Raw genomic sequence first — 23,490 nt, 5'->3', positions numbered from 1 at the left:
GGCTCAGGAGTGGCCGGTCTCCGCGCGCCACCCGCTGTGACGCCGCGCGGCCACCCAGGCCGCGACCTGCGTGCGACGCTGCAGGCCCATCTTGGCGAGCAGCGACGTGATGTGGTTCTTCACCGTCTTCTCGGCGACGCCCAGGCGCTCGGCGATCTCCCGGTTCGACAGGCCGTCGCCGATGAGGTCGAGCACCTTCAGCTCGCTCGGCGTGAGGTTCTCGGTGGGGTCCTCGTGGCCGGCCCGGCGGCGGGTCACCGTGCGCTCGTCCAGCAGCGTGCGGCCCGCCGCGACGGCGCGGATGACGTCCGTGATCTCGGCTCCGCGCACGCTCTTGAGCAGGTAGGCGGCGGCCCCGGCGTCCAGTGCGGCGGCCAGCGCGTCGTCGTCGTCGAACGACGTCAGCACGATCGCCCGGGCGGTCGGCAGGGTGACCTTGACCTGGGTCATGAGGTCGATCCCCGTACCGTCGGGGAGCTGGAGGTCGACCAGCAGCACATCGGGGTGCACGAGGCCCGCGCGCCGGACGCCGTCGGCGACCGACCCTGCCTCGGCGACGACCTTCATGCCGTCGGCTCGCTCGACGACCTCGGCGATGCCGCGCCGGACCACCTCGTGGTCGTCGACGATCATGACCGAGATCGGACCGGTGCGGGCCGGCGGGACTGCGCTGTTCGTGGCGGACACGAGGGCATCGTAACGACACGGGGGCGCGTGGTCCGGCACCGGCGCTCCGACGGCCCGCCGGTGCGTCGCCTGGCGTGCGCCCGTCCGGTACGGGAACCTGCCCGCATGACGACCACCGTCCTGCTGCCCTCCTCGATCGCGCTCTCCCCCACGCTCCCGGACGGGGTCCGCACCGCCGCGTACGACGTGCGGGAACCGCTGCCGGACGCGCTGCTGGACGCCGACGCCCTGGTGGCGTGGGGCAACCCGACCGAGCAGCTCGCGGACGCGGCCCGCCGCATGGGCCGGCTGCGCTGGGTGCAGACGCTGGCCGCCGGGCCGGACTCCGTGCTGTCCGCCGGCTTCGCGCCGCACGTCCGGGTGACCTCGGGACGGGGCCTGCACGACGGCCCGGTGGCCGAGCACACGCTCGCCCTCGTGCTCGCGGTCGCGCGCCGGCTGCCCGACCTGGTGCGGGCGCAGGACGAGCACCGGTGGGCGGCGGACCTCGGCGGCGTGCAGCGCCTCCCGCACGAGGGCGGCGAGTTCCGCTCGCTCGCGGGCGCGCGGGTGCTCGTGTGGGGCTTCGGGTCCATCGCGACCCGGCTGGCGCCGCTGCTGACCGTCCTCGGCGCCCAGGTCGTCGGCGTCGCGTCCACGGCGGGGACCCGGGCGGGCTACCCGGTGATCACCGCCGCCGAGGTGCACGAGGCGCTGCCCGGCACGGACGTGCTCATCGGCATCCTGCCGTCGACGCCCGCCACCCGCCGCGTGCTCGACGCGCGGGTGCTCGGGCGGCTGCCCCGGCACGCCTGGGTGGTCAACGTGGGCCGCGGCTCGACGCTCGACGAGGACGCCCTGCTCGCCGCGGTCCGGGAGGAGCGCCTCGCCGGGGCGGCGCTCGACGTGTTCGAGACCGAGCCGCTGCCCGCGTCGTCGCCGCTGTGGGACGAGCCGCGCATCCTCATCACGCCGCACGCCGCCGGCGGCCGGCCGGTCGGCGCGGACACCCTGCTCACCGACAACATCGCGGCGTTCGTCCGGGACGAGCCGCTGCGCAACCTCGTGCGCCGCTGACGGCCGCCGGCCGGGTCAGGGCGCCTGGCAGACCGGGCAGTAGTGCGACGACCGGTTCGCGAACGCGACCCGCACCACCGGCGCCCCGCACCGCGGGCACGGCCGGCCCTGCTGCCCGTACACCGCGAGCGAACGGTCGAAGTAGCCGGACGCCCCGTTGACGTTCACGTAGAGCGCGTCGAAGCTCGTGCCGCCCTGCGCGAGCGCGTCCCGCATCACGGCGGCCGCCCCGTCGAGCACCCGCAGCGCCGTGACCTGGTCGAGCGACGCGGTCGGCGTGGCGGGGTGCACCCGCGCCCGCCACAGCCCCTCGTCGGCGTAGATGTTGCCCACGCCGGACACGAGCCCCTGGTCGAGGAGCGCGCGCTTGACCTCCGTGCGCCGGCGCCGCACCGCGCGGGCGACGGCCTCCGCGTCGAGGGCCGGGTCCAGCAGGTCGCGCCCGATGTGCGCGACCGGGGAGGGCAGCAGCGACAGCGCCGAACCGGCGCCGCCCGGACCGCCGTCGGCGGTGGGTACCAGGTCGGCCACCGACACGTGGCCGAACGTCCGCTGGTCGACGAAGTCCAGCGCGCCGCCGTCCTCCAGCAGCAGGCGCACCCGCAGGTGCGGGTGCGCGTCCCCCGACTCGACGTCGGCCGCTGACCCGCGCACCAGGAGCTGCCCGCTCATCCCCAGGTGCGCCAGCAGGGCGTCGTCCGGGTGCTGACCCGCCGGGCGGTCCAGCGGCAGCCACAGGAACTTGCCCCGCCGGACGGCCGCCACCGGGGTGCGCCCCACGAGCCGGCCCACGAGGTCTCCCGGACCCGCGAGGTGCCGGCGGACGCTGTACGGGCGGCGCACCTCGACGGCGCGCACCGTGCGCCCGACGACGTGCCGCTCCAGGCCGTCGCGGACGGTCTCGACCTCGGGGAGCTCCGGCACGGCAGGTGGGGAGTCAGCCGGCCGTGCGGTCGTCGGCGCCGGCCGAGACGGCGCCCGACCCTGCCTCGGACCCGGCCTCGGCCCCGGCTTCGAGGGCGGCGTACGCCAGGGCGGCGGCCCGCTGCTCGGCGAGCTTCTTCGCGGTGCCCGTCCCGGTGCCGCGCACGACGCCGGCCACCACGGCCTCGGCCGTGAACGTCCGCGCGTGATCCGGCCCGTCGCTCGTGACCGCGTAGGCGGGCGCGCCGAGGCCGAGCGTCGCGGTGAGCTCCTGGAGGCTCGTCTTCCAGTCCAGGCCCGCGCCGAGGTCGGCCGCAGCGGTGAGCGTCGGCCCGACGAGGCCCATCACGACGCCACGCGAGACCTCGAGCCCGTGCGACAGGTACACGGCGCCGAACAGGGCCTCCAGCGTGTCCGAGAGGATCGAGTCCTTGTCCCGGCCGCCGGTCGCGAGCTCGCCCTTGCCGAGCAGGACGTAGGAACCGAGGTCGAGCGCGCGCGCGACCTCGGCCAGCGCCCGCTGGGAGACGGTCGCGGCCCGCATCTTCGCGAGCTCGCCCTCCGACTGCGCAGGATGCCGCCGGTAGAGCTCCTCCGTCACGACGAGCCCGAGCACCGTGTCCCCCAGGAACTCCAGGCGCTCGTTGGTCGGGATGCCGCCCGCCTCGTGGGCGAACGACCGGTGGGTGAGTGCCAGCACCAGCAGCTCGGGGTCCAGGTGGACCCCGAGCTGCTGGGCGAGCTCTGCTGCTGCTGTGCTCATGGTGCGGTCATCCGCCCGGGCGGCGCGTCGGCTGCTCGGGCGGACGGGAGACGCGTCGGCTCAGCCGGCGTGCTCGGTCCGCATCGCCTCGGCGTAGCGGCGACCGGCGTAGGCGCCGCAGGTCGGGCACGCCTGGTGCGGGCGCATGTCCGACTTGCACTGCGGGCAGGTGCTGAGCGTCGTGGCAGTGGTCTTCCACTGCGACCGACGCGCACGGGTGTTGCTGCGCGACATCTTGCGCTTCGGAACAGCCACGGCTAGCTCTCTCTCTTCTCGTCAAGCGTGCTCTGCAGGCCGCCGAGGGCCGCCCACCGAGGGTCAATGGTGTCATGCGCGTGTCCCGGCTCGTCCGCCAGGCGCGCTCCGCACTCGGAGCACAGACCCGGGCAGTCGTCCCGGCACAACGGCTGGAACGGTAGCGCAGTCACCAGCGCATCCCGCAGCGCGGGCTCGACGTCGGCCAGGTCGCCGTCCAGCTCGCGCACGTCCTCCTCGTCGTCACCGTTCTCCGCCGCCACCTCGGCACGACCGGGATACACGTACAGCTCCTGCACCGGGACGTCGACATGGTCGACGACCTCGTCCAGGCAGCGGACGCACTCCCCGACCACGCGGGCACGCACGGTTCCGGAGACCAGGACCCCCTCCATGACGGCCTCGAGCCGCAGATCCAGCTCGAGGTCGTCCCCGGTGGGGACGCCGATCACGTCGGTACCGAGGTCCTCGGGCGCGGGAACCGTGCGCTGCACCCGCCGCATCGATCCCGGACGTCGCCCGAGCTCGTGGGTGTCGAGCACGAGCGGCGAGCGGGGATCGAGGTGAGTCGGGCGCTCCACGGTCCACGTTCCTGTCGTGAGGGGGTCTCGGTGCCTGCGGTGACCGGCAGGACCAACGGTCGATCCTACGGCACAGCGCGGCGAGCGCCCAATCCGCCGGCTGCCGGCGGCCCGCTGCCTACGCCTGGTCGTCCTCGAGGCGTCCCGCGAGCTTCGCGCGCCCCGCCTGGACCTGGCTCAGCACCTTGCCCAGGTCGATCTCGAACTCCGCGAGCCGGCGGTCGCAGTAGTCGTCGGCCTCACGGCGCAGGGCCCGGGCGGTCTCCTCCGCCTCCCGGACGATCTGGGCCGCGCGCTCGCCGGCCTGCGCCACGACCGCCTCCTGCTCGACGAGCTCTGCGGCGCGGCGCCGGGCGGCCGCCTCGATGCGCTCCGCGTCGGCACGCGCGGCCGCACGTTCGGCGTCCGCGGCGGAGAGCACCTCGTCGGCCCGGCCGAGCTGGGCCGGGAGCGCCTCACGGGCCTGCGCGACGAGATCCAGCAGCTCCGCGCGGCTGACGAGGACGGAGGACGACATCGGCATCGCGCGCGCCGCGTGGAGCGCCTCCTCGAGCGCGTCGAGCACGGCGGTCAGGCTGCTCCGGGCGGCGGTCGGCTCGGTCATGCGGGGCTCCCCTCGGGTCCGGGCGCGGCTGCCAGGGCGGCGCGCACCGCGGCCGCGACGGCAGGGGTCACCAGGTCGTCGACCACGCCGCCGTGCCGCGCCACGTCCTTGACGAGCGAGGACGCCACGTGGGACAGCGCGGGGTCACCGACCACGAACGCGGTCTCGACCCCCGACAGGTGGCGGTTCATCAGGGCCATCGGCAGCTCGGCGTCGAAGTCCGCGCCGCCCCGCAGGCCCTTGACGACGACCGTGGCGCCGAGCGCGCGCAGCTCGTCGGCGAGCAGCCCGTCCGACGAGGCCACCCGGACGCCCGGCAGGTCCGCCACGGCGTCCCGGATCAGCGCGACGCGGGTGCCGACGTCCAGCAGCGGGCGCTTCGCGGCGTTGTGGGCGACGAGCACGACGACCTCGTCGGCGAGCCGCGCCGCGCGGCGCACCACGTCGAGGTGGCCGAGCGTGAACGGGTCGAACGAGCCGGGGCAGACCGCGAGCGTCACGCCAGCGAATCTACCTCCGGCCCGGCTCGCCGTCCGGGACGGGGCTGCGCGCGCCGAGGTGCACGGCCGTCTCCCCGTAGGTCCGGGTGTCGAACCCGTGCATCCCCGCGGGCCACGGGGGCGCCGCGCTCCGCGCGGACCGCTCGACCACCACCACGGACTCGACCGTCAGGGCCGGCACCAGCGCGGCGAGGACCTCGGCCAGCGTCGCGTCGGGCACGTCGTACGGCGGGTCGAGCAGCACCAGGTCCCACGGCTCGGCCGGCGGGCGGGCGGTGTACGCCTCGACGCGGTCGCGGACCACGGTGACGCGGTCCGCGAGGCCCAGCGCAGCGGCGTTGCGGCGGCACACGTCCGCCGCGGCGCGGCCCCACTCGACCAGCACCACGCGCGCGGCCCCGCGGCTCGCCGCCTCCAGGCCGAGCGCCCCGGAACCCGCGTAGCCGTCGAGCACCCGGGCGCCCTCGACCGCGTCGAGGTGCTCGAGCCGCGAGAACAGCGCCTCGCGGACGCGCTCGCTCGTGGGGCGCGTGCCCTTCGGCGGCACGGCCAGCGTCCGCCCGCCGACCGACCCCGCCACGATCCGCGTCACCGCCCACCGCCCTTCTCCGGCTCGGTCGCCTCCGCCAGCCGGTCCATCATCGTCTTGGTGCTGGTGCTGGACCCGAACGCCAGCGCGATCGCCGAGGCCACCGCCTGCACCACCACCAGCGTCGGCACGACGGTGCCGAGCGCCACGCAGATGACGACCGGGACCATGCCGAGCACCGCGACGTCCGGGCCCCGCGACAGCACGCCGGCCACACCGCCGGGCAGCGCACCCATCGGGGTCGAGACCAGCGGCCCCTGCCAGTTCGGCGCCGGGCGGTACGCGCCCCGCACGGCCGCTCCCGCCCAGACCGGCGCCGAGACGGCGCCGAGCACGAGCCAGGGCACCGGCTCGCCCTCCCACCGGCCGATCGCGGTGAACGCGACGACCGACCAGAGCAGCATCGCGACGCCGGGCACCACGAGCCGCGCCCGCCGGACCCGGGCGGCGGAGAGCGGCAGCAGCCGGTCCACCACCGGGGCCATCTCCGCGCGGCGCGCGCCCTCGGCGGTCGCCAGCATCCCGACGTAGCCGCTGACCAGCACCGCGGCCACCACGCCCAGCACCCCGGCGAGCTGCGGGGTGACGACGACGACCACGGGCACGAGCGCGGACACGACCAGCTGCACGAGGTGCCGCGGCGAGCGCAGCAGCACCGTCAGGTCGGCGACCACGACCGCGGACACCGGGCCGCGCACGAGCCGCATGCGCCGCACCGAGCGCCGGCGGGGCCGGGCCGCCGAGTCGGACAGCGCGCGGCCGAGCTCGCGCGAGTCGAGCGACACCACCGCACCGGCCGCCTGGGTCGCGACGGAGCCGCTCTCCCGCAGGTGCCGGCCCCGGATCCGGCCGAGCCGGGTGTCCAGCCACCAGGCCAGCCCCCCGACCGCCAGGACGAGGACGCCGAGGACCGCCGCCGGGACGTCGGGCAGCGCCGTGACCCGCCAGCCCGCGAGCGCGGCGACCAGCGCCAGCACCGGGGCCGCGGCGACGACGAGGTCCCCCACGACCGCCGTGGTCCGGCGCGGCACCCCGCGGGACTGGGCGAGGCCGGCGAGCAGCACCAGCGCCGCGCACGCCAGCCCCGCGGCCGCGCCGATGCGCAGCACGTGCCCGATGCCGTGGTCGGCGAGCAGGCCGCCGTCGAGCAGGGCCACGGCGACCGCGCCGACCACGCCGGCGGCCACCGGGAGGCGTCGCGCCGTCGGTCGCAGGAGCCCGCGGCGGTCCACCGGGGACCCGAGCCACCACGTGGCCTCGGCGCCGCCCGCACCGACCGGCCCGAGCCGCGCGCCGAGGGAGAGCACGGCCCCGCCCACGAGCACCGCCACGACGGCGACCACGGTGGGCAGGCTGACGCCGGTGGACAGCGCCTGGTCCGGGACGTGCGGCAGCGACGTCCGGAGCTGGCCGGCGACCCCGAGCGCGACACCGAGACCGATCGCCGTCGTCACCGCGGCGTAGTACACGTCGCCCAGCACCTCGCCGAGGCCCGCTCCCGACCGGCGTCGCGCGACCTGCGCGGTGTACCGCCGGACGGACCGCGCGGCGGGGACGGGGGTCACCCCCTCGCTCGGCGACACCGCCGGCGCGGGGGCGTCCTCCCAGGTGGCGTCGCCCGGGTCCGGCGCACCGCCCGTCGTCACCGCGAACTCGTCGACCGACCCCGGGCCGGGCTGCCGCGCGGTCACAGCACGCCCGGACGCAGCGCCTCGACGGCGTCCGCGACACCGAGCAGCCGGGAGCTCTCGTCGCCGACGAGCACCGCGCGGTCCGCGACGGCGCGCAGCAGCTCCGGGTCGTGCGTGGCGAGCAGCACCGAGCCGCCCGCGCGCTTCTCGGCCACCAGCCGCTCCGCCAGGTGGTCGCGCATCGCGACGTCCAGGCGCTGCTCCGGCTCGTCCAGCACGAGCAGCGACCGCGGCCGCACGAGCCCGGCGGCCAGCAGCAGGCGCCGCCGCTGACCCGACGAGAGGGCGACCGGCAGCGCCGCCGCGTGCTCGGTCAGCCCGAACTCGTCCAGCAGGCCGTCGACCACCGCGTCCGCGCCCTGCACGCCGTGGGCCCGGGCGGTCAGGTACAGGTGCTCGGCGACGGTCAGCGCAGGGAAGTACGCGTCGTCGTCCAGCACGCTCGAGACCCGCGTCCGGAAGCCGACCTCGCGCTCGTCGACCGGCCGCCCCAGCACCTCCACCCGGCCACCCACGGGCTCGAGCAGACCGAGCACGGCGCGCAGGACGGTCGACTTCCCGGAGCCGTTCGCGCCGACGAGGGCGAGCGCGCGGCCCGGTGGGAGGGTGAAGGACACAGGGGCGCACACCGGCTCCCCGCCGTAGCCGACGAGCAGGTCGACGGCACGGATCACGGGCTGCTTCGACACGGGCAGCAGCGTACGCACCGCCGCCGGGCGCCCCGACGGGACCGTCGGCCCGCGGGCCGTCCGGTCACGTGCGGTCGAGGAACTCCTCGCGCTCGCCCGCCAGCACGCCCTGGATCGCGGCCGCGAGCGCCGGGTGGCCCGCGAGCTCCGGGTCGGCCTCCACGAGGCCGCGCGCGGCGACCCGGGCACGCTCGATCACGTCGGCGTGCCGGGTGACCTGCAGCAGCCGCAGCGAGGAGCCGCGGCCGGACTGCGCCGCACCCAGCACGTCGCCCTCCCGGCGCAGCTCCAGGTCGGCGTCCGCGAGCTCGAAGCCGTCCCTCGTCGCCTCGAGCCGCCCGAGCCGCGCAGCGGCCGGCGTGCCCTCGGCCACGTCCGCCACCAGCAGGCACACCCCGGGCCGGCTCCCCCGCCCGATGCGCCCGCGGAGCTGGTGGAGCTGCGAGATCCCGAACCTGTCGGCGTCGAGCACCACCATGACCGTCGCGTCGGGAACGTCCACGCCGACCTCGATCACCGTCGTGGAGACGAGCACCGGCACCGCGCCCGAGGCGAAGTCCGCGAGCGCGCGGTCCTTGTCCTCGGGGCTCATCCGGCCGTGCAGCTCGCCGACCCGGACGCCGTGCAGCGCCGGTGCGGCGCGCAGCTCGGCGGCGACCTCGGTGACGGCCCGCAGCGGCCGCTGCGCGGGGGCGTCGTCCCCGGGGCCGTCCGGCGGCAGGTCCGTCACGAGGTCCGCGCCGTCGACGTCCTCGCGCTTCGCGTCCCCGTCGATGCGCGCGCACACCACGTACGCCCGCCCGCCGCGCTCGACCTCCTCCCGCACCCGCTGCCACACGCGCTCCAGCCAGGCCGGCCGCGCGGCCGGGACCAGGTGCGTGACGACCTCCGCGCGACCCGCCGGCACCTCGCGGAGCGTCGACGTCTCGAGGTCCCCGAACACCGTCATCGCGACCGTGCGCGGGATGGGCGTGGCGGTCATCACGAGCAGGTGCGGCACGCCACCGGCCTTGGCGCGGAGCACGTCGCGCTGCTCCACCCCGAACCGGTGCTGCTCGTCCACGACGACCAGGCCGAGCTCGGCGAACTGCACGTGCTCGGACAGCAGCGCGTGCGTGCCGACCACGATCCCGGCCGCCCCGCCGGCGATGTCCGCGAGCGCTCGCCGACGCGCCGCCGATCCCTGCGAGCCGGTCAGCAGCGCGACCCGGGTCGCGCCGTCGGCGCCGCCGAGCATGCCGCCCTCCGCGAGGTCGCCGAGCAGCGCCTGGAGCGTCCGGGCGTGCTGGGCGGCCAGCACCTCGGTCGGTGCCAGCAGCGCCGCCTGACCGCCGGCGTCGATCACCTGGAGCATCGCCCGGGCGGCGACCACCGTCTTGCCGGAGCCGACCTCGCCCTGCAGCAGGCGCTGCATCGGACTGCCGCCGGCGAGCTGCCGGGCGATCTCCTCCCCCGTCTCGCGCTGGCCCGCGGTGAGAGCGAACGGCAGCCGGGCGTCGAACGCGTCCAGCAGGCCGCCGGCCCGCCGTGGACGCGCCACGGCGGCCTGGGCGGCGAACCGCGCCTTGCGCCGCGCGAGCTCCGCCTGGAGGACGAACGCCTCCTCGAACCGCAGCCGCTCGAGCGCAGCCTTCAGCTCGTCGTCGTCCTGCGGCCGGTGCACGCCGAGCAGCGCCTCGCGCAGGCCCGGCATCGACCCGCGCACGTCGTCCGGCAGGGGGTCGGGCAGGTCCCGGTCGGTCATCGACGTGAGCACGACCTTGACCGCCTCGACGACGGTCTGGTTCTTCAGGCCGGACGTCAGGCCGTACACCGGCCGGGGCCGCTCGCTCTCCGCCAGCCGGGTGGCCTCGTCGGCGTCGTCGTCGGTCTCCCGCAGCTCGTACTCGGGGTGCAGGAGCTGCATCTGGCCGCGGTAGTCCTTGACCGTCCCCGAGAACAGCCCGAGCGCGCCGGGCCGCAGCTCCTGCTCGAACCGGCGCAGCGCGCCCTGGTGCTTGGCGAACCAGGTCAGGTGGAGCCGGTCGCGCCCGTTGCGCACGACGGCCTCGAGGATGACCCCGCCGCGGGACCGCATCGTGCGCATCGTGGCCTGCTCGACCTCGGCGTCGACCGTGACGTGCTCGCCGACGCGCAGCTCGCCGATCGAGGTCGGGTGCCCCCAGCGGTGGTAGCGCCGCGGGTAGTGGCGCAGCAGGTCGCCGACGGTCAGCACGTCGAGCTTCGCCAGCTTCTTCGCGACGCCCGGCACCACCCGGCCGAGGTCCTGCTCCAGGTAGGGCAGCGGCCGCACGACCGCGTCGTGCGGGGCGGTCACGCGCCGGCCTCCGTCGGCTGCGCCCCCGCCGTCCCCGAAGCGGGCACCCACGCCACCGCCGGACGGGACACGCCGGGCGTCCCGAGCGCGGCCAGCACCGCGTGGTCGTCCACGGCGCCGTCGACGACCACCCACGAGGGGTCCAGGTCCCCCGGCCCCAGCAGGCCCCCCGGCAGGACGGTCACCGGGCCCCCGCCGGCCGCGGCGTCGCCCGCCGCCCGGCGCACGGCGTCGCGGGCCGCGGCGGGCGACGTGCCGGCGGGCAGCAGCGCCACGACCGCGCCGGTGTCCGCGAGGGCCTCCGCGGCGGTCGCCGACGCCGTGCACGCCACCACCGGCCGGGCCCCGCCGAGCAGCGCGCGCACCGTGGCGGTCCACGCCGCGCCCGACGCGGCGAGCACGGCGGCCGCGTCGGCCGGGACGGGCGCGTGGACGTGGGCCGTCACCAGCCCGTCGCCGGGGACCACGGCGACGGCGTCCCCCACGGATCCGAGCGCGCCCGTCAACGCGCCGGCCACGGTCGCAGCGTCGGCGGCACCGAGCAACGCGACCACCTCGTAGACCGACGGGCCGGCGGACGCACCGGCACCCGCCTCGGGCGGGGTGCCTCCCGGCGGGGCGGAGCCGGCGTCGCCCGGGCCGCCGCCCCGTGCGGCCCCGCCCGGACGCGCGTGCTCGGTCAGCCACCCGACGTCGACCGCCCCGTCCCGGCCCGCGAGCGCCGCCGCCAGGGCGTCGAGCAGCACCAGCAGCGCGCACGCGCCGGCGTCCACGACGCGCGCCGATCGCAGCACCGGGTGGGTTGCGCTCACCCGTGCCAGGCCCTCCCGGCCGGCCGCGACGCCGGCGGCGAGCGCCGAGGCGTCGTCCGCCCCGGCGGCCGCGGCGTGGCGCGTCGCGCTCGCGACGCCCGCCGCCACCGTCAGCACCGTCCCGTCCTCGGGCGCGGCCACCGCCGCCCGCGCGGCCTCCGCCGCCACCCGGAGCGCCTCCGCCAGCGACCCCGGCGCCGCCCCGGCGAGCCCGCCCAGGTAGCGGCTGAGGATGACGCCGGAGTTGCCGCGGGCCGACAGCAGCGCCCCGCGGGCGAGCGCCTGCAGCACCTGCGGCCCGTCTCCGGCCGCGGCGGGCCGGGCGGCCACCTCCTCGGCGGCGCCGCGCACCGTCAGCAGCACGTTGGTGCCGGTGTCGCCGTCCGGGACCGGGAAGACGTTCACGGCGTCGATCCGCTCGCGCGCCGCCTCGAGAGCCGGTACCGCGCGGTCGAGCCAGCCGCGCAGCACGAGGCCGTCGTCCAGCCGTCCGGTCCCGGGTCGCCCAGCCACGTCCGCGCGCAGTCCTTCCGTCGTCGCCGCGGGCCCGCTGACCCGCACCCCCTTACTCTGCCCCACCGCGGCGACACCCCACCCCTCGTGCCCGGGGATGCCGGGCGGGCACCGGACCGGCAGGAGCGGGACCGGGTCGCGCGGCGCCCGCCGGCAGCCGGTGTGACGGACGTCGTTTTGAGGCTCACCGCGCTCGTGGGCTAGTCTTGTCCGGTTGCCTGGCCTCTGCCGGGCACGGGTGCGCCCCCCGGCCGGTCCTCGGACCGCTGGTGCGGGCCCGCCGACCCACCAGGACTTGCCGCCCGGGGCACCCCCCGAGCGGCGTGCAATGACCGGATCAGGAGAAGACCGTGGCTGCCAACTGCGACGTCTGCGCCAAGGGCCCGAGCTTCGGGCACAGCATCTCGCACTCGCACGTGCGCACCAAGCGCCGCTGGAACCCGAACATCCAGCGCGTGCGCGTCGTGGTGGCGGGCACCCCCAAGCGGATGAACGTCTGCACCTCGTGCCTCAAGGCCGGGAAGGTGCAGCGCGCCGTCTGAGCGCACCAGGCTCGACGAAGGCCCGCGCGGAGCGATCCGCGCGGGCCTTCGTGCTGCCCGGGGGACGGCCGGTGGCGGACCGCCCCGCGTCCCCGCCCCCACCCCGCGGGCCGTGTGGCACGCTGGGCGCATGAGCGAGCAGCGTCGCGAGCACACGGTCCGTCCCGCGGAGCCCGCCGACGCCACCGGGATCGCCCGCGTCCACGTCGAGACGTGGCGCCACGCGTACGCCGGCCTCGTGCCCGGCGACTACCTGGCGGCGCTCGACGTCGAGCGACGCACCGAGGTCTGGCGGCGCGACCTCGCGCCGGGCGGCCGCATCCGTGCGTGGGTCGCGACGGTGGACGACGAGGTCGTCGGGTTCATCTCGCTGGGCCCCTCGCTGGACGAGGACGCCGAGCGGGGCACGCTGCAGGTCTACGCGATCTACCTCGAGCCGGGCCTGTGGGGCTCGGGCGCGGCCCGCGAGCTGCTGCGGACCGCGCTCGCCGACGTCCCACCGCGCACCGCCGTGACCCTGTGGGTGTTCGCCGAGAACGAGCGCGCCCGGCACTTCTACCGGCGGCACGGGTTCCAGCCGGACGGCACCGAGCGCACCGAGGAGGTCGGGGGCGCCGACCTGCTGCAGGTCCGGTACCGCCGGCACTGAGCTCCCCGGGCACCGCGCCCCGGCGTCCCCCGGCGGCAGCACGGAGCCGTCAGCGGTGGAAGTGCTCCCAACCGGGCGCGGCGTGCGGCGGTCGTCCCGCGACGAGCACCGCGCCGGCGGGCGTCCCGGGGCCGGGCCCGCGCACCCGGCCGACCACGCGGAAGCCGGGCGGCACCGCGCCGGGCGGGAACGCCGCGAGCAGACCATGGTCCTCACCTCCCCCGAGCACCCACGCCACCGGGTCGGCACCGAGCGCGTCCGCCGCCGCCCGCAGCGCCGCGACGTCGTCCGCCAGCGCCCGGTGCGGGTCGTGCAGGTCGAGCACCACGCCGGCGGCGGTCGCGAGACGGGCGGCGTCGCGCAGCAACCCGTCCGAGACGTCGAGCATCGCGGTGGCGCCGCAGCTGGCGGCCTCCGGCCCGGCCGCGAGCGGCGGCTCCGGGCGACGGTAGACGCGGACGACCTCCGGGTCGGCGTCCGGCCGGCCGGCGTCGAGCAGCGCGAGCCCCGCGGCGGACCGGCCGACCGTGCCCGCGAGCGCCAGGACGTCGCCCGGGCGCGCGCCGGAACGCAGCACGGGGTCCCGCCCGCCGAGATCGCCGTGCACCGTGACGGCGACGACCACGACGGCGCCGCCCGACAGGTCCCCGCCGACGACCCCCGCGCCCACGGTGCGGCAGGCGGCTCCGAGCCCGCGCGCGAGGCCTTCGACCCAGGCCACCGGCAGGTCCCCCGGTACGACCAGGGAGACGACGAGCGCCGTGGGACGCGCGCCCATCGCGGCGACGTCGGCCAGGTTCTGCATCGCCGCCCGCCAGCCGACGTCCTCACCGCTGGACCACCGGCGCCGGAAGTGCCGGTCCTCCACCAGGACGTCCGTGGAGACGACGAACCGGCCGTCGGGCGCCGCGAGCACGGCGGCGTCGTCGCCCGGGCCCAGCAGGGTGCGGTCGCCGGCCGGCAGGTGCGGGAGCACGCGGGCGAGCAGGCCGTCCTCGGACAGGTCCGCGACGACGGGGCCGCGGTCGCCGCCGTCCGGGGTCGGAGCGGCGTCGGGAGCTGCGGCGTCGGTCACGCCCGTCACGGTAGCGCCCGTCCACCGGGTTACCGTGACGGGGTGACCGACCGCACCGCGCCCCCCGCCGCCGGACCGCGTCCCGGGAGCACCGCCCCCGCACGGAGCCGGAGGCCCCGGACGGTCGCCGTCGTCACCGCGCTCGCCGGTGCCGCACTCGCCGGGTGCGCACCCCAGGTCGGCGTCACCGTCGCCCCCCACGCGACCGACCCCGACTGCGCCCGGGTGGTGCTCACGCTCCCCGACTCCCTCGGGGACGGCCTGGACGAGGTCCGCACCACCAGCCAGGCGACGGCGGCGTGGGGCGACCCGGCCGACCCGGTGACGCTGCGCTGCGGCGTGGAGGTGCCCGGCCCCACCACGGAGCAGTGCGTGACGATGGAGACCGCGAGCGGTCCGGGCATCGACTGGCTCGTGCGCGCCGAGGCGGAGGCGGCGGACGGCACGGTCGCGCCCACGGGCCCCGCCGAGGCCCCGGGATCGAACGACTGGACCTTCGTCACCTACGGGCGGGACCCCGCCGTGGAGGTGCACGTCCCGGCGGCGGTGGTGGCGGAGCGGTCGACGTCGTTCCTCGACGCCCTCAGCCCGGCGATCGCGCAGGTCGAGGCGACCCGCTCCTGCGTCTGACGGTCAGCGCAGCCCGGTGGGGCGCTCGAGCGCCAGCCGCAGCAGCTCGTCGAGCAGGTCCGGGTACGACAGCCCGCTCTGCTGCCACATCCGCGGGTACATCGAGAACGGCGTGAACCCCGGCATGGTGTTGATCTCGTTCACCACGACGTCGCCGTCGGGCGTGACGAACACGTCGACGCGGGCCAGTCCCTCGCCGTCCACCGCCTCGAACGTGCGCACCGCCACCTCCTGGACGCGGGCGACGACGTCCGCGGGCAGGTCGGCGGGGCACGACAGCTCGACGGCGGACTCGTCGAGGTACTTCGCCTCGAAGTCGTAGAACCCGTGGGTGCCGTCGGTCACGACGATCTCCCCCGGCAGCGAGGCCCGCGGGCGGGACCCGCCGCGCCCGCCGAGCACGGCGCACTCGATCTCGCGGCCGACGATCGCGGCCTCGACGACCACCTTCGGGTCGTGCCGCCGCGCCTCCTCGACGGCGGCGGGCAGGTCCGCGAAGTCGGTCACGCGGCTGATGCCGATGCTCGACCCGGCGCGGGCCGGCTTGACGAACAGCGGCAGCCCGAGGGCCTCGACACGCGAGCGCACGCCGTCGCGGTCGGTCTCGAGGTCGTCGCCCCGCAGCGTCACGTACGGCCCCACGGGGAGTCCCGCCCCGGCGAGCACGACCTTCATGAAGTGCTTGTCCATGCCGACCGCCGACGCGAGGACGCCGGCGCCGACGTAGCGCACGTCCGCGAGCTCGAGCATGCCCTGGAGCGTGCCGTCCTCGCCGAACGGCCCGTGCAGCAGCGGGAGCACCACGTCGACGGCGCCCAGGGCGGCAGCGGGCACGCCCGGCTCGATGACCTGGAGCTCGCGCGAGCCGGCCTCCTGCGGCAGCAGCACCTGCTCCGGCACCGCCTCGACCTCCGGCAGCCGGCCGTCGACGATCGCCCACCGGTCCGGGTCGTCGGCGACGCGCACCCAGCGGCCCTGCGGGGTGATGCCGATGGGCAGCACGTCGTACCGGTCGCGGTCGATCGCACGCAGCACGGCACCCGCGGTGGCGCACGAGATCGCGTGCTCGCTGGACCGGCCGCCGAACAGGACGAGGACGCGCGGACGGGCGGACGGGGACTGCTCGGTGCTGGACATCGCCCGCGAGCCTAGCCGCAGCGTGGGACGCGCGAGGGCGGCACGCGGGCGCGGCGTACCCTGCGCTGCGTGACGCACCCCGACCCCGCCGCCCTCGCGCGCGAGACGCTCGCCGTGACCGCCGGTCGCCCGCCGCGCGCCCAGGGCGCCCCGGTGAACCCGCCCGTCGTGCTGTCCTCGACGTACGTGTCCCAGGGCGTGCCGCAGCCGGGCGAGCTGATGTACGCCCGGGGCGACACCGAGACGTGGGGACCGTTCGAGCAGACGCTGGGCGCGCTGGAGGGCTCGGCCCACCCGGCGCTCGTGTACGGCTCCGGCATGGCGGCGATCGCCGCGGCGCTCTCGCTGGTCCCGCACGGCGGGCGCCTGGTGCTCCCGCGGCACGCCTACCAGGTGACGCTCGGGTACGCGCGCGACCTCGCGGAGCGCTCGGACGTCGAGGTGGACCACGTCGACGTCGCGGACACCGCGGCGGTCGTCGCGGCCCTCGACCCGTCCGCCTCCCCCACCGGCCGGCCGACGTCGGTCCTGTGGGTCGAGTCCCCCACGAACCCGATGCTCGAGGTCGCGGACCTGCCCGCCCTGGTCGCGGCCGGCCACGCCGCCGGCGCGCTGGTCGCGGTCGACAACACGTTCGCGACGCCCCTCGTCCAGCGGCCTCTCGAGCACGGGGCCGACGTCGTGGTGCACTCCGTGACGAAGTACCTGGCGGGCCACAGCGACGTGGTGCTCGGCGCGGTGCTCACGGACGACGCCGCCCTGCGCGAGCGGCTGCACACCTACCGCACGGTGCACGGCGCGATCGCCGGCCCGTTCGAGGTGTACCTCGCGCTGCGCGGCGTCCGGACGCTCGCGCTGCGGGTCGAGCGCTCGCAGCGCACCGCGCTCGACCTCGCGCACCGCCTCGCCGCCCACCCCGGCGTCGTCGAGGTGCGTCACCCCGGCCTGCCGGGCGACCCGGGCCACGCCCGCGCGACCGCCCAGATGTCCGGCTACGGCTCGATCATCGGGCTGCGCCCGGCGGGCGGGGCGGCCGCCGCCGACGCGGTGGTCGAGCGGCTGCGGCTGTGGGTCCCGGCGACGAGCCTCGGCGGCGTGGAGTCCAGCATCGAGCGCCGCCGCCGGTTCGCGACGGAGTCGCCGACGGTCCCGGAGGACCTGCTGCGCCTCTCGGTCGGCATCGAGGACGTCGAGGACCTCTGGCGCGACCTCGCCCAGGCCCTCCCCGCCTGACCCACCCACGCCCGCCCACGCACACCCACGCCCGCCCGCGCCGCCGAGTTCGGCAGTCCCAGGCGAGGTCGGCACCTGGAGCTGCCGACCTCGCACCCGGAGTGCCGAACTCGGCGGGCGGGGGTGGGGCGTGCGTCGGTCAGCGGATCGTGAACGGGGCGCGCACGAGTGAGGCGTCGCGGGAGCTCGGGCCGACCAGCAGGTCGAAGTCCCCGGGCTCGACGACGCGGCGGCCCGCGGCGTCGACGATCGTGCAGTCCGCGACCGGCACCTCCAGGACCACGCGCACCGACGCGCCGGGCGCGACGTCGACCTGCCGGAACGCCTTGAGCTCCTTGTCCGCCCAGGACACCGACGTCACACGGTCCGACACGTAGGCCTGCACGGTCTCCCGCACGGGCCGCGTCCCGGTGTTGCGGACGGTGACCTCGGCCCGCACCACGTCGCCGGTGCCCAGGTCCGTGGCCGCGAGCACCAGGTCGGCGTACTCGACCGTCGAGTACGTGAGCCCCTCCCCGAACGCGAACGCGGGCCGCTGGGTCAGGTCGGCGTAGCGGTCGCCGTGCTGGCCGCGGATCTGGTTGTAGTAGGTCGGCTGCTGCCCGACGTGCCGCGCGAACGACACGGGCAGCCGCCCGGACGGCTCGGCGAGCCCGAGCAGCACCTCCGCGAGCGCCCGGCCGCCCTGCATGCCGGGGTTCGCGGCCCACACCAGGGCGTCCGCCCCGAGCGCCGACTCCGGCAGCACGAGCGGCTTGGAGGCCAGCAGCACCACGACGAGCGGCGTCCCGGTCGCCGCGAGGGCGTCGAGCAGGGCGACCTGCCCGCCCACCAGCTCGAGCGTCGCGGTGGAGCGCCCCTCGCCGACGAGCTCGATGCGGTCCCCCACGACGGCGACGACGTAGTCCGCGCCGCGCGCCGCGGCGACGGCCTCGGCGATGAGCGCCTCGTCCGGCTCGGCGGGCACGACCACGGGCGGGCGCGGCTGCCCGTCGGGGAACGTCGCGCCCTCGGGGTCCGGCTGGAGGGTGAGGATCTCGGCGCCGCGCGCGTGGTCGACGACCCAGCCCTCCGGCACGGACGAGCGCAGGCCGTCCAGCACGGTCGTGATCATGGCGCGGGGCTGGCCCTCGGGCAGCCAGTCGGCCTGGCCGGACGAACCGGCCCAGTCGCCGAGCTGCGTCTGCGCGTCGTCGGCGAGCGGCCCGACCACGGCCACGCGCCGCGGCGTCGCCCCTGCCGGGTCCACCGCACGGCCGGAGGCGTCCGCGGTGAGCCCGCCGGCCAGCGGCAGCACGGCGCCCTCGTTGCGCAGCAGGACCAGCGACCGTCGCGCGACCTCGAGGTTGAGCGCGGCGTGGTCGGCGCTCCCGATGACGGCGGCCTGGGTGGCCGGGTCGGGGCGGCGCGGGTCCTCGAACAGCCCGAGCCGGAACTTCAGCGCGAGGATGCGGGCGACCGCCGGCTCGAGGTCCGCCTCGGTCAGCAGGCCCCGCTCGATCGCCTCCAGCGCGCCCTCGAAGAACCGTGGCGTCGTCATGACCATGTCGTTGCCGGCCTTCACCGCGGCGGCGGCGGCGTGCGCGTAGTCGGGCTGCACCTTCTGCTCCCAGACCATGCGGCCGACGTTGTCCCAGTCGGTGACGAGCGTGCCGGTGTAGCCCCACTCGCCGCGCAGCACCTCGTTGAGCAGCCAGTCGTTGACCGTGATCGGCACGCCGTCGGTGGTCTGGTACCCGAGCATGAACGTCGCGCAGCCCTCGCGCGCCACCCGCTCGAACGGCGGCAGGAACCACGACCGCAGCTTGCGCCGCGAGATGTCCGCCTCGGAGGCGTCCCGGCCGCCCTGCGTCTCGGAGTACCCGGCGAAGTGCTTCGCGGTGGCGAGGATGGCCGTCGGGTCCGCCAGGCCGTCGCCCTGGTAGCCGCGGACCATCGCGGACGCGAGCTCCCCGATGAGGTACGGGTCCTCCCCGAACGTCTCGTCGACGCGGCCCCAGCGCAGGTCGCGGGTGATGCACAGCACCGGGCTGAACGTCCAGTGCACGCCCGTGGGCGCGACCTCCCGGGCGGTGGCCCGGGCGACCCGCTCGACCAGCGCGGGGTCCCAGCTCGCCGCCATGCCGAGCTGCGTGGGGAAGATCGTGGCCCCCACCCAGAACGAGTGGCCGTGGATGCAGTCCTCGCCGACGAGCAGCGGGATGCGCAGCCGCGTGGAGTCGACGAGCTCGTGCGCGAGCGCCAGCCGCTCCGGCGACGCGTGCAGCAAGGACCCCGCGAGCCGGCGCAGCACGTGGTCGGCCACGTCGTCTCGGGCGTCGAGCTGCAGCATCTGCCCGACCTTCTCCTCGACGGTCATGCGGTCCAGCAGGTCGCGGACCCGGTCGGCGACGGGCAGGGCGGCGTCGAGGTAGGCGGCGGTGGTGGTCTCGGTCACGAGGGGTCCTTCTGCTCGGAGTGCTGCCGCGGCTGCGGCGGGTGGAGCGGGGTGGTGCGGACGGCGGTGACGCCGCTGGTCGGACGCAGGCCCCGCCTGCGCATCGCACGGGCCCGCTCCCCCGCGGACCGCAGCCGCGGGTTCACGTACTCGTCGATGCCGAAGTTGATGAGCGACAGCGCCATGCCGAGCAGCGCGATGCACAGCCCGGCCGGCACGTACCACCACCAGAAGTCGGGGAACGCGCCGTTCTGCTGCGCCCAGTACAGGATCGTGCCCCAGTTGAGGTTCGTGATGGGGATGACCCCGATGAACGCCAGCGTCGTGAGGCCCAGCACGGCGGCGGTCACGGTGCCGACGAACGACGAGGCGATGATCGCCGTGAGGTTCGGCAGCATCTCCACCGCGATGATGCGGTGCAGCGGCTCGCCGTTGGCGCGGGCGGCCTGCACGAAGTCGCGGTTGCGCAGCGACATCGTCTGCGCGCGCAGCACGCGGCCGCCCCACGCCCAGCCGGTGATGGCGAGCACCGCCGAGATGAGCAGCAGGCTCGGGTTGTCGTACTGCGAGGCCACGATGATCATCAGCGGCAGGCCGGGCAGCACGAGGAACACGTTGGTCAGCGCCGACAGCGACTCGCTGCGCCACCCGGCGACGTAGCCGGCGGTGACGCCCACGGCCACCGCGATGAGGGTCGCGATGACGCCGGCGCTGAACCCGACGACGAGCACCCCGCGGGTGCCCAGGACGATCTGGCTGAACACGTCCTCGCCCATGTGCGTGGTGCCGAGCCAGTGCTGGGCGGACGGCGGCTGCCGGAGGGCGTCGAAGTCCTTGTCGAGCGGCCCGTACGGGGCGATGAGGTCGCCGAAGACCGCCAGCAGGACGAAGAACCCGAGGATCGCGAGCCCCGTCAGCGACTTGCCGTTGCGGAACATCGCGAACGCCCGGCCGAGCCGCGCGGCGGCGCCCGTGCCGCGCGACGCGGCTCCGGACGGCCCGGGCCCGACGGGGGCCGCGGCCTCCTCGGTGGCGGTGGTGGTGGGGAACGTCATGGCTCAGCCCTCCGTCTGGCGGGTGCGCGGGTCGAGGACGGCGTACGCGACGTCCGCCAGGATGTTCGCGACCAGGACGGTCAGCGTGATGACGAGGAACAGCCCCTGCATGAGCGGGTAGTCCTTCGCGGTGGTGGCGTCGAGCAGCAGCTTCCCGACACCGGGGTAGGAGAACACCAGCTCCATGACGAGCGTGCCGCCGACGATGAACCCGAGCGACAGCGCGAACGACGACAGCTGCGGCAGCACCGCGTTGCGGGCGGCGTAGTTCACCATCACGCGCCGCGGGGACAGGCCCTTCGCCTCGGCGACGGTCACGTAGTCCTCGTCGAGGACGGTGACCATCATGTTGCGCATCCCGAGGATCCAGCCGCCCAGCGACGCGAGCACGATGGTGAGCGCCGGCAGCGTGCCGTGCTGGATCACCTGCCCGACGAAGTCGAGCGTCAGCGCCGGGCTGCTGCCCTTGTCGTAGGCGTGGGACGCGGGGAACCAGCCGAGCGTCGTGGAGAACACGGCGATCGCGATGAGGCCCATCCAGAAGTACGGCACGGTCGAGAAGAACGTCGCGACGGGGACGAGGGCGTCCGCGCGGCTGCCGCGGCGCCACCCGATCCACGACCCGAGGCCGGTGCCGAGGAAGAAGCTGAGGACGGTCGCGATGCCCACGAGGCCGACGGTCCACGGCAGGGCCGTCGCGATGACGTCGGTGACGGGCGCGAGCCCCTTGGAGAACGACCGGCCGAGGTCGCCGCGCAGCAGCAGCCCCCAGTAGTCGGCGTACTGCTGCAGCAGGCCCTTGCCGTCGTCGAGCCCGAACAGCGTCCGCAGCGAGTCGGCGGCCTCCGGGCTGATCCGGCCCTGGTTCTTCTGCAGGTAGGCCGAGACGGGGTCGCCCTTCATCATGCGGGGCAGGAAGAAGTTGATGGTGATGGCCGCCCAGGCCGTGAACAGGTAGAACACGGTGCGGCGCACGGCGAATCTCACGGCGGTCAGCTCCTGGAGGTCGACGTCGCCGGGCCGGCGAAGTGCGTGTCCGGGTCGGGTGAGGCGTCCCGCAGCGCGCGGGTGTAGGGGTGCTGCGGGCGCAGGATGACGTCGTCCGCCGGTCCGCTCTCCACCACGACGCCGTGGTGCAGCACCATGATCTCGTCGCTGAAGTGCCGGGCCGTCGCGAGGTCGTGGGTGATGTAGAGGACGCCGAGGTCCGACTCGCGCTGCAGCTCGGCCAGCAGGTTCAGCACGCCGAGCCGGATCGACACGTCGAGCATCGACACCGGCTCGTCGGCGACCAGCAGCGACGGCCGGGACGCGAGCGCCCGGGCGATGGCGACGCGTTGGCGCTGGCCGCCGGACAGCTCGTGCGGGCGGCGGTCGACGACGGCGGGCGGGTCGAGGTGGACGCGCTCGAGCAGCCGCACCACCTCCGCGTCCACCTCGTCGGGCGGGACCACGCGGTCCAGCCGCAGGGGGCGCTCCACGTGGTGGCGGATGGTGTGGTACGGGTTCAGCGACGCGAACGGGTCCTGGAACACCATCCGCACCTGCTGCCGGTAGCGGCGCAGCGCCCGGCCGCGGCGCGGGATCGGGGCGCCGTCGAGCAGCACCTCGCCGCTGGTCGCCCGCTCGAGCTGCGTGATGATCTTCGCGATCGTGGACTTGCCGCTGCCGCTCTGCCCGACCAGCGCGATCGTCTGCCCGGACGTGAGCGCGAACGACACGTCGTCGAGCGCGAGCATGTCCCCCGCCCCGCGGACGCGGTAGCGCTTGGTGACGCCACGGAGCTCCAGCGTGCTGGTGGTCATCGTGCGGCCTCCTCGGCGCTGCCCGTCCGCACGAAGTCCCCGCGCTCGCCGGTCAGGCTCGGGAACGACCCGAGCAGCCGCTGCGTGTAGGGGTGCTGCGCGTGGCGGTAGATGTTCTCGGCGGTGTCCAGCTCGACGATGCGGCCCTCGCGCATGACGGCGATCCGGTCGCTGATCTCGAGCAGCAGCGGCAGGTCGTGCGTGATGAACACCACGGAGAACCCGAGCTCGCGGCGCAGGTCCGAGATCTGCTGCAGGATCTCGCGCTGCACGAGCACGTCGAGGGCCGTGGTCGGCTCGTCCATGATCATGAGCTGCGGCCGCAGGGCGAGCGCCATCGCGATCATGACGCGCTGGCGCATGCCGCCGGAGAGCTCGTGCGGGAAGGACCGGAGCCGCTCGCGGCCGACGCCCACCATGTCGAGCAGGTCGCCGCACTCGCGCCGGCGCTCCGCCTTCGGCATCCCGGGCCGGTGGGTGCGGAACACGTCGTCGAGCTGCTTGCCGATCGCCACGACCGGGTTCAGCGCGTTCATCGCGCCCTGGAACACCATCGAGGCCTTGTCCCACCGGAACGCCCGCATCTCGGCGTCGCTGAGCGCCCCGAGGTCGATGTCCGCCCCGGAGGCGTCGTGGAACGTCGCCGAGCCACCCGCGATCACGGCGGGCGCCTTGAGCAGACGCTGCACGCCGTACGCCAGCGTGGTCTTGCCGCACCCGGACTCGCCCGCGAGGCCGAGGATCTCACCCCGGTGGACGCTGAGCGACACCTCCCGGACCGCCTCCACCGGCGGGTCCACGTCGTACACGACGCTGAAGTCCGACACCGTCAGCACGTCGTTGGTCGTCGTCACTGCACCTTCCCGTCTTCCCGCGGGCCCGTGGCCCGCCCGTCCGTCCGGCACGGCTGCGGCCGGCCGGCGGCGGGGACGAGGTCCCGTCGCCG

At 76.1% G+C, this 23,490-nt stretch carries 24 protein-coding genes; 5 read left to right on the top strand and 19 right to left on the bottom strand.

Translation table 11 applies throughout. From position 1 onward, the window contains the following. Positions 1 to 3 precede the first annotated feature (3 nt). Positions 4 to 633, bottom strand: a complete 630-nt coding sequence (locus K5O09_RS05735) for a response regulator transcription factor (RefSeq protein ID WP_222172615.1) — start codon at positions 631 to 633, stop codon at positions 4 to 6. 159 nt (positions 634 to 792) lie between these two features. Here K5O09_RS05735 and K5O09_RS05730 point away from each other — a divergent pair, with 159 nt between their 5' ends. Further along, positions 793 to 1,743: a phosphoglycerate dehydrogenase gene (locus K5O09_RS05730; protein ID WP_222171840.1), complete on the top strand. Its 951-nt coding sequence runs from the start codon at positions 793 to 795 to the stop codon at positions 1,741 to 1,743. Positions 1,744 to 1,758: 15 nt separating this feature from the next. On the opposite strand, the gene mutM is transcribed toward K5O09_RS05730, so the two are convergent. The 11 genes from mutM to K5O09_RS05675 all read right to left on the bottom strand — a co-directional run bounded on the left by mutM (position 1,759) and on the right by K5O09_RS05675 (position 11,981). Then, on the bottom strand, positions 1,759 to 2,667 hold the full coding sequence (gene mutM, locus K5O09_RS05725; RefSeq protein WP_222171839.1) for a bifunctional DNA-formamidopyrimidine glycosylase/DNA-(apurinic or apyrimidinic site) lyase: 909 nt from the start codon (positions 2,665 to 2,667) through the stop codon (positions 1,759 to 1,761). Between the two features lie 13 nt (positions 2,668 to 2,680). Further along, positions 2,681 to 3,430 (bottom strand): ribonuclease III, encoded by a 750-nt coding sequence (gene rnc / locus K5O09_RS05720; protein ID WP_222171838.1) that lies wholly within the window; start codon positions 3,428 to 3,430, stop codon positions 2,681 to 2,683. 60 nt (positions 3,431 to 3,490) lie between these two features. Beyond that, positions 3,491 to 3,685 (bottom strand): 50S ribosomal protein L32, encoded by a 195-nt coding sequence (rpmF, locus tag K5O09_RS05715; protein ID WP_146839392.1) that lies wholly within the window; start codon positions 3,683 to 3,685, stop codon positions 3,491 to 3,493. 2 nt (positions 3,686 to 3,687) lie between these two features. After that, on the bottom strand, positions 3,688 to 4,266 hold the full coding sequence (locus K5O09_RS05710) for a DUF177 domain-containing protein (RefSeq protein WP_255596148.1): 579 nt from the start codon (positions 4,264 to 4,266) through the stop codon (positions 3,688 to 3,690). A 118-nt stretch (positions 4,267 to 4,384) separates the two neighbouring features. Next, positions 4,385 to 4,870, bottom strand: coding sequence for a hypothetical protein (locus tag K5O09_RS05705; RefSeq protein ID WP_222171837.1), 486 nt, complete (start codon positions 4,868 to 4,870; stop codon positions 4,385 to 4,387). Further along, a complete protein-coding gene (gene coaD, locus K5O09_RS05700) occupies positions 4,867 to 5,370 on the bottom strand; it encodes a pantetheine-phosphate adenylyltransferase (protein WP_222171836.1) in 504 nt (167 codons plus the stop codon). Before coaD ends, K5O09_RS05705 begins: the two co-directional genes overlap by 4 nt. Before the next feature lie 10 nt (positions 5,371 to 5,380). Continuing rightward, complete coding sequence (gene rsmD / locus K5O09_RS05695; protein ID WP_222171835.1) at positions 5,381 to 5,962, bottom strand: 16S rRNA (guanine(966)-N(2))-methyltransferase RsmD; 582 nt, start codon at positions 5,960 to 5,962, stop codon at positions 5,381 to 5,383. Next, the gene (locus K5O09_RS05690; protein WP_255596147.1) at positions 5,959 to 7,650 is read right to left on the bottom strand and encodes a DUF6297 family protein; all 1,692 of its coding nucleotides are present in this window, start codon (positions 7,648 to 7,650) and stop codon (positions 5,959 to 5,961) included. The genes rsmD and K5O09_RS05690 overlap by 4 nt, the downstream gene beginning before the upstream one ends. After that, entirely contained in the window at positions 7,647 to 8,339 is a 693-nt protein-coding gene (locus tag K5O09_RS05685) for an ABC transporter ATP-binding protein (RefSeq protein WP_222171834.1), read from the bottom strand. Before K5O09_RS05685 ends, K5O09_RS05690 begins: the two co-directional genes overlap by 4 nt. A gap of 64 nt (positions 8,340 to 8,403) precedes the next feature. Then, on the bottom strand, positions 8,404 to 10,656 hold the full coding sequence (locus K5O09_RS05680) for an ATP-dependent DNA helicase RecG (protein WP_370635524.1): 2,253 nt from the start codon (positions 10,654 to 10,656) through the stop codon (positions 8,404 to 8,406). After that, complete coding sequence (locus tag K5O09_RS05675; RefSeq protein ID WP_222171833.1) at positions 10,653 to 11,981, bottom strand: DAK2 domain-containing protein; 1,329 nt, start codon at positions 11,979 to 11,981, stop codon at positions 10,653 to 10,655. Before K5O09_RS05675 ends, K5O09_RS05680 begins: the two co-directional genes overlap by 4 nt. Positions 11,982 to 12,331: 350 nt before the next feature. On the opposite strand from K5O09_RS05675, the gene rpmB reads away from it, so the two are divergent. Further along, a complete protein-coding gene (gene rpmB / locus K5O09_RS05670) occupies positions 12,332 to 12,523 on the top strand; it encodes a 50S ribosomal protein L28 (protein WP_146839379.1) in 192 nt (63 codons plus the stop codon). Between the two features lie 130 nt (positions 12,524 to 12,653). Beyond that, positions 12,654 to 13,172 carry a GNAT family N-acetyltransferase gene (locus K5O09_RS05665; RefSeq protein WP_222171832.1) on the top strand — a complete coding sequence of 173 codons (519 nt, stop codon included), beginning with the start codon at positions 12,654 to 12,656 and terminating at the stop codon, positions 13,170 to 13,172. A 49-nt stretch (positions 13,173 to 13,221) separates the two neighbouring features. On the opposite strand, the gene K5O09_RS05660 is transcribed toward K5O09_RS05665, so the two are convergent. Then, complete coding sequence (locus K5O09_RS05660; RefSeq protein WP_222171831.1) at positions 13,222 to 14,247, bottom strand: thiamine-phosphate kinase; 1,026 nt, start codon at positions 14,245 to 14,247, stop codon at positions 13,222 to 13,224. A gap of 42 nt (positions 14,248 to 14,289) precedes the next feature. Between K5O09_RS05660 and K5O09_RS05655 the strand changes: the two genes are divergently transcribed. Continuing rightward, positions 14,290 to 14,877 carry a DUF3515 family protein gene (locus tag K5O09_RS05655; protein WP_222171830.1) on the top strand — a complete coding sequence of 196 codons (588 nt, stop codon included), beginning with the start codon at positions 14,290 to 14,292 and terminating at the stop codon, positions 14,875 to 14,877. A 3-nt stretch (positions 14,878 to 14,880) separates the two neighbouring features. On the opposite strand, the gene K5O09_RS05650 is transcribed toward K5O09_RS05655, so the two are convergent. Further along, positions 14,881 to 16,014, bottom strand: coding sequence for a D-alanine--D-alanine ligase family protein (locus tag K5O09_RS05650; protein ID WP_222171829.1), 1,134 nt, complete (start codon positions 16,012 to 16,014; stop codon positions 14,881 to 14,883). A gap of 69 nt (positions 16,015 to 16,083) precedes the next feature. On the opposite strand from K5O09_RS05650, the gene K5O09_RS05645 reads away from it, so the two are divergent. Next, positions 16,084 to 17,247, top strand: coding sequence for a PLP-dependent aspartate aminotransferase family protein (locus K5O09_RS05645; protein ID WP_222171828.1), 1,164 nt, complete (start codon positions 16,084 to 16,086; stop codon positions 17,245 to 17,247). A 139-nt stretch (positions 17,248 to 17,386) separates the two neighbouring features. Here K5O09_RS05645 and K5O09_RS05640 read toward each other — a convergent pair whose 3' ends face one another. The 5 genes from K5O09_RS05640 to K5O09_RS05620 are packed head-to-tail and all read right to left on the bottom strand — an operon-like array spanning position 17,387 to position 23,398. Beyond that, positions 17,387 to 19,684 carry a glycoside hydrolase family 3 N-terminal domain-containing protein gene (locus K5O09_RS05640; RefSeq protein WP_255596146.1) on the bottom strand — a complete coding sequence of 766 codons (2,298 nt, stop codon included), beginning with the start codon at positions 19,682 to 19,684 and terminating at the stop codon, positions 17,387 to 17,389. Further along, positions 19,681 to 20,739: an ABC transporter permease gene (locus K5O09_RS05635; protein ID WP_222171827.1), complete on the bottom strand. Its 1,059-nt coding sequence runs from the start codon at positions 20,737 to 20,739 to the stop codon at positions 19,681 to 19,683. Before K5O09_RS05635 ends, K5O09_RS05640 begins: the two co-directional genes overlap by 4 nt. A 3-nt stretch (positions 20,740 to 20,742) precedes the next feature. Next, positions 20,743 to 21,726: an ABC transporter permease gene (locus tag K5O09_RS05630; RefSeq protein WP_222171826.1), complete on the bottom strand. Its 984-nt coding sequence runs from the start codon at positions 21,724 to 21,726 to the stop codon at positions 20,743 to 20,745. Between the two features lie 5 nt (positions 21,727 to 21,731). Continuing rightward, positions 21,732 to 22,544, bottom strand: a complete 813-nt coding sequence (locus tag K5O09_RS05625) for an ABC transporter ATP-binding protein (RefSeq protein ID WP_222171825.1) — start codon at positions 22,542 to 22,544, stop codon at positions 21,732 to 21,734. Next, complete coding sequence (locus tag K5O09_RS05620; protein ID WP_255596145.1) at positions 22,541 to 23,398, bottom strand: ABC transporter ATP-binding protein; 858 nt, start codon at positions 23,396 to 23,398, stop codon at positions 22,541 to 22,543. Before K5O09_RS05620 ends, K5O09_RS05625 begins: the two co-directional genes overlap by 4 nt. Positions 23,399 to 23,490 lie beyond the last annotated feature (92 nt).

This window comes from Cellulomonas sp. C5510, from assembly GCF_019797765.1.
Classification (GTDB): Bacteria; Actinomycetota; Actinomycetes; order Actinomycetales; family Cellulomonadaceae; genus Cellulomonas.
This window is presented reverse-complemented; position numbering and strand designations above follow the sequence as displayed.